This window comes from Actinomadura sp. NPDC048032 (genome assembly GCF_040653175.1).
GTDB classification, from domain to species: domain Bacteria; phylum Actinomycetota; class Actinomycetes; order Streptosporangiales; family Streptosporangiaceae; genus Spirillospora; species Spirillospora verrucosospora.
Map to the genome: position 1 here is coordinate 1 of NZ_JBEZJP010000496.1, position 5,377 is coordinate 5,377.

Consider the following 5,377-nt stretch of genomic DNA (forward strand, 5'->3'; position numbering starts at 1 on the left):
GTTTTCTCCTACCTTCTGCAACTTGCCGATGTACTGGATGTCGATCTATCGAGAGCCGTTGCTCAAAAAATACAGCAGAACGAAGTTCGGTATCCCATCGCAAAAACATCTGGAAACGCTAAGAAGTATACCGAACTGGAGTGAAGGCATCTTTGTTTCGTCTTCGACCTTCGCCTAATCGGCTGTCCGGGACGGCCTTGGCCAGGGTTGTACCTGCTGGAACGACTCGTCAGCGTGGAGCCACGGGCCCATGGACGAGGCGGATGGCGATGGACCTGCGGGCGGACGACGAGCCGGCAACCTGTTGAACCAACTGGGTGCGCTGGACCGGCGGCGGATCCGAGACCCGGCGGCCGCGGCGGAACTGCGGCGGTTCGCCGAACAGGAGGCGCGGGCGCGTCGTGATGGTCGCTGCTAGCGAGGACGGTCGCCCGGGCGCTGCCCGACCCGATCATGGCTCCCGGGGTTACGCCGTCGGTCCTGGCACCGCCAAGGCACTGCTCATCCTGCCCACGACGGCCACGTCCGTGCTGATGCTCGCCCTTTCGTGGATCGTCTAGCGCTGGACGGCGGTCCTAGCCGAGTGTGTGTCGGATCTGCTGGCCGCATCGGCGGCGTTCCGGAAGTTCCTCGGCTGGCTCCACGGGCGCCGAGCACATGAACACCATCTTCAAAGACGAGAAGTCCAGGTCAGCCTGACGAGTGGCTCCCCCGGCAACTCCCCCTGACGAAGTCCGACCCGCTGAGCAGGCAAGACGCAAGATCACGGCGGAACCCGCATTAGCGGCTGTTGTGAGTGCCTGGAGGCGGGGCGTGGGTGCGGGCGGCGGCGGACCAGTGGGGGGCGTTCCAGTGGGCGGCTATGGCGGCGGCCTGGGCGAAGTGGGCGGCGGCCTCGTCGTCGCGGCCGAGGAGGAGGGCGAGTTCGCCGAGGGTGTGGGCGACCGGGCGCAGGGCCAGCGAGACGCTCTCCGCGCCGGCCGGGGGGCCGTCGCGGTGGGGCAGCAGGTCCGCGTAGATCTCCTCGGCGGCGTCTCGGTCGTTCAGGGCGACGATCGCCATCGCGCGCAGGCTCGTCAGGAAGGTGAAGAAGAAGTCGGGCCGGATCGGGGGCGGTGACGTGCGGGCCCGGCGTGCCTCGCCGGTCCGGCCGGCGGCGTGGAGGGCGAGCGCGAGCAGGTCGGTGACCATCGGGCCGAGCGCCTCGTGGAGAGCGCGCACGTCGTCCAGGTGGTCGCCGAGCGTGCCCTCGTTCAGCCAGATCACCGCCAGGGCGAGGCCGAGGAAGCCCGCGTGCACCGATCCGGCGCGCTCCATGCGTTCGGTGGCCTCGGTGTAGAGGCGCCGGGCGTCGGTGAACCGGCCCTCGATGAGCACCAGGGTCGCCAGCGCGATCTCGGCGGCGCTGATCGCCTCCGGCATCCGGTAGGCGCGGGCGAGGTCGAGCGCCTCCCCCGTCGCGCGGCGCATGGTCGCGGGGTCGTTGGCCGCGGCGGCGATCGCGGCCTGGTCGAGCAGCCCGGTCACGCGGTAGACGGGCAGGTCGTGCTCGACGCCGATCTCCACCAGTTCGCGGGCGTGCTCCTCCCCGTCGGGGCCGCCGGCCAGGATCACGAGCGCCGCGGCCCGGAGGCGGGGATCGGTGGCGAGTTCGAGCGCTTCCCCCGCCGCCGCCATGGCCGTCGGGTCGTCCTCGCCCGCCAGCTCGGCGGCGTAGGCGGTGAGGAGGCGTGACCGCACGTCGGCGGCGAGGTCGGTCCGCTTGAGCAGGCGGCCGAGGCGGTCGACGACGGGACGGTCGACCGTGCCGTACGTGCGGGCCTGCCAGGGGGTCGGCTCGGTCCAGGCGGTGAACGCGGCGATCACCAGATCATCGCGGGCGATCGATTCGGCGTACTCCGCGGCCCGCTCGCGAGTGGCCCGGGCCGCGGCGACGGCCCCGGCCCTGACCTGCGCGCGCAGCAGCCTGCCGAACAGGTCGGCGCGCTCGTCCGGTTCGCTGGAGTTGGCGACGGCGTCGGTGAGGAGCGCGACCGCCACGTCGTGGGCGTAGCGCGCCTCGGCCAGCTCGGCGGCCCGGACGCAGTAGCCGACGGCCTTCGGCGATCCCGCCCGCGCGTAGTGGTGGGCGAGCGCCGCGACGTCGCCGGTGCCCTCCAGGGCGGCCGCGATCCGGGCGTGCATCCTGGTGGCCCGCAACCGGGTGACGTCGGCGACCAGTGTGTCCCTGACCAGCGCGTGAACGAACCGGACGCGCCCGGGCCCGGGCTCGTCGAGCAGCCCGGCGATGACGCCCGCGTCCAGGGCGTCCAGCACGCCGTCCTCGTCGGAGTCGGCGGCCCGCACGAGCACGTCCACCGAGCTCTCCCGGCCGGCCACGGCCGCCAGCCGCAACACGGACACGCCGCTCTGCGGGAGGCGCGCGAGCCGGCGCCGCAGCACGTCCCGTACACCGTCGGGTACCTCGGAGAGCGCGACCAGCGCGCCCTCGCCGTTCAGCAGCCGCGCGCTTTCCCGCACGTAGAACGGGTTCCCGCCGGTTCGCTCCGCGATCCCGGCCACGGTCGCGTCGTCGGCCTCGCACTCGGCGCGTACGAGTTCCGCGACGGCGTCGCCTTCCAGTCCGGGCAGGTCAAGCCGGAGCGGCGCGGCGCGGGCGAGGGACCCGAGAGTGTCGGTGAGGCGCTCGCTCTCGTCCGCGCGGTACGCCGCGACGACCAGGATCGGGGCCCGTGCGCCGACGCAACCGCGGAGAAGCTCCAGCGTGGCGGCGTCCGCCCAGTGGAGGTCGTCCAGGACGACGGCGACCGGCCGGTCGGCGGCGACCGCCGCGAGCCAGTTCCACACGGCCCGCCGCAGCCGGAACCGTCCGGCCGCCGCGTCGTCGTCCATCGTCGCCGAGTCGGAGAGCAGCGGCGCCAGGTCGTCCGCGAAGTCTCCCGGCGGAACGCTCGACGCCACCGTCCGCAGTGCCTCGACCCACGCCCATGCGGGCGGCGCGCCGTCCACCTCGGGACAGCGCCCGGCGGCGACAAGCCACCCGTCCCGTCCGAGCCGCGCCCCGAAGTGCTCAAGGAGCGTCGACTTGCCGAGACCCGCCTCCCCGGTGACGAGCACGACCCGCGCCCCATCGGCGGTGGCCTCCCCGGCGGCCGCCACCAGCGCCGCGAGCTCGCCCTCACGTCCCACGAACGTTGTCGCGCCGGGCCCGTTCTCCGGAGGCGGCGGCGCGGTCGCCTGGGAAGGGGACGCTGGGGCGGGAACAGCCGAGCGGAGGACCTCCGTGCGCTGGGTGAGGATCGCCTCTTCCAAGGTCACCAAGTCCGGGCCGGGGTCGAGGCCCAGCTCGTCGGCGAAGACGGCGCGGGCGCGGCGGAGGGCGGCCAGGGCGTCGGCCTGGCGCCCGCTGCTCCACAGCGCGAGAGCGTGCATGCGCCAGCCCTCCTCGCGCAGGGGCTCGTCGCGGGTGAGCCCCTCGGCCTCGGGAACCACCGCCGCGGGGTCGCCGAGCCGCAGCCCCGCGGCGACGCGCAGTTCGCGGGCGACCACCCGCAGCTCGTTCAGCCGGGCGGTCTCGGCCGCGGCCCACGGCTCGTCGGCGACCTCGGCGAACGCGGGTCCGCGCCACAGCGCCAGCGCCTCGTCCAGCCGTGCGCGGGCGTCACGGGGATCGGCGAGCGCGCGGGCCTCGTCGAGCATCTCCTCGAAGCGCCACGCGTCCACCGACCTCGGCGGCAGCCGCAGCGCGTAGCCGGGCGCCGCGCTCACCAGAAGGCGCGCCGGGGCCCGCGGCGGGCGGCCGGGCTCCAGCAGGCGGCGCAGGTTGGAGACGTACGCCTGCAACGACGCCAGGGCGCGGGACGGCGCCTCGCCGCGCCACAGGTCCTCGACCATCCGGTCGACCGGCACGACGTGCCCGCGCGCGGCCAGGAGCAGGGCCAGGACGCCCCGCTGCCGCGGTCCGCCGAGAGGAACGGGCTCGCCCCCCGCCTCGGCCGCGAACGAGCCCAGCACCCTGATCAAGACCATGAGGCCACACATCGTACGCGCGGCCGGCGGAGGCGTTCCAAGTCGGCTCCAAGTGCCTTCCAAACGTCCGGGAGCAGCCTTGAGCACGTCGAACAGGACGGATGAAGGGCAGGACAGGATGAGCGTCGACACCCAGGACATGGAGATCGTCCACCGCGCCTTCCGCCGCGAGTCGCGGCTGCTCATGGAGCTCGTCGCGGCGGTCGCCCCGGGTGACACCGCTCGCGCCAAGGTGATCGCCGACCACTTCCGCGACTACCGGCTCGGGCTGAAGAACCACCACGAGGGCGAGGACGAGCTGCTGTGGCCGCCGCTCCTGTCCCGGGTCGATCTGGAGGCGGACGTCGTTCTGCGCATGGAGGCGCAGCACGAGCGCGTCGCGGCCACGATGACGAGGCTGGACGCCGCCGTCCCGGCGTGGGAGGCCGCCGCCGGAGCCGACGAGCGCGACACCCTCGTGGCGGCCCTCGCCGAGCACCGCGCGGTCCTGCTCGAACACCTCGACGACGAGGAGGCCACCCTCCTTCCGCTCGCGGCCGAGCACATCACCGAGCAGGAGTGGGCCTCCCTGGGCGACCACCTGGTGGCCCACACGCCCAAGCTGACCCTGCTCACGCTCTTCGGCCTCGTCCTGGAGGACGCGGACCCGGCCGAACGCGCCATCCTCCTCTCCGCGCTCCCCGGTCCGGTACGCGGCATCTGGCACGTCATCGGCCGCCCCCGCTACGCCCGCCACATCCGCCGCGTCCGCGCCGCCTGACCAGACCCCCGCACGCCCCAGCAAGCTCATCGAAGACCCGCAAGGAGAAGAACGATGTCGCTGAAGAACATCAACACCGCCCTGGCCGCCGCCTTCGTCCTCTTCATCCTCTGGTTCGGGACGGAGTTCATCCTGAGCCCGGAGACCACCGCGCCGAGCTTCGGCCTGCCGACCTGGCCGTCCGGCGACGGCGGCGGCTTCCTGATCATCAAGGGGATCCGCGACGTCGTCCTGGCCCTGGTCTTCGGCGTCCTGCTGGTGACGGGCCAGCGCCGGGCGCTGGGCTGGGCGCTGCTGGTGGGGGCCCTCGCCGCGTACGGCGACATGGCCACCGTGCTGGGCCACCACGGCTCCGTGGCCACCGCGCTCGGCGTCCACTGCCTGACCGCGACGCTGATGGTGGTCAACGGCCTGCTGATCATGCGCGAGACCCGCGGGTGCGCGGCCGCTCCGGCGACGCCCGCCCCGCGGCACGCCTGACCCCGCCGGCCGCGGGTGTGGCCGGCACGCGCACGCCTGGTCCGGTGGTGCGCGAAGGACTCCAGCAGGTTCCGGCGGGCGAACGTCAGGTGCGCCAGCGCGCTCGCC

At 73.6% G+C, this 5,377-nt stretch carries 4 protein-coding genes; 3 read left to right on the forward strand and 1 reads right to left on the reverse strand.

The genetic code is table 11. The features are described 5' to 3' along the window. Nucleotides 1-144: MazG-like family protein (locus tag AB0C69_RS37310; protein ID WP_360360423.1), on the forward strand; the 144-nt coding region annotated here is incomplete at its 5' end. A 636-nt stretch (nt 145-780) separates the two neighbouring features. On the opposite strand, the gene AB0C69_RS37315 is transcribed toward AB0C69_RS37310, so the two are convergent. Next, nucleotides 781-4,029 (reverse strand): BTAD domain-containing putative transcriptional regulator, encoded by a 3,249-nt coding sequence (locus AB0C69_RS37315; protein WP_360360414.1) that lies wholly within the window; start codon nt 4,027-4,029, stop codon nt 781-783. 118 nt (nt 4,030-4,147) lie between these two features. On the opposite strand from AB0C69_RS37315, the gene AB0C69_RS37320 reads away from it, so the two are divergent. Both AB0C69_RS37320 and AB0C69_RS37325 read left to right on the forward strand, forming a co-directional pair. Continuing rightward, nucleotides 4,148-4,789 (forward strand): hemerythrin domain-containing protein, encoded by a 642-nt coding sequence (locus AB0C69_RS37320; protein WP_360360417.1) that lies wholly within the window; start codon nt 4,148-4,150, stop codon nt 4,787-4,789. Between the two features lie 54 nt (nt 4,790-4,843). Then, nucleotides 4,844-5,269, forward strand: a complete 426-nt coding sequence (locus tag AB0C69_RS37325) for a DUF4267 domain-containing protein (protein WP_360360420.1) — start codon at nt 4,844-4,846, stop codon at nt 5,267-5,269. Nucleotides 5,270-5,377 lie beyond the last annotated feature (108 nt).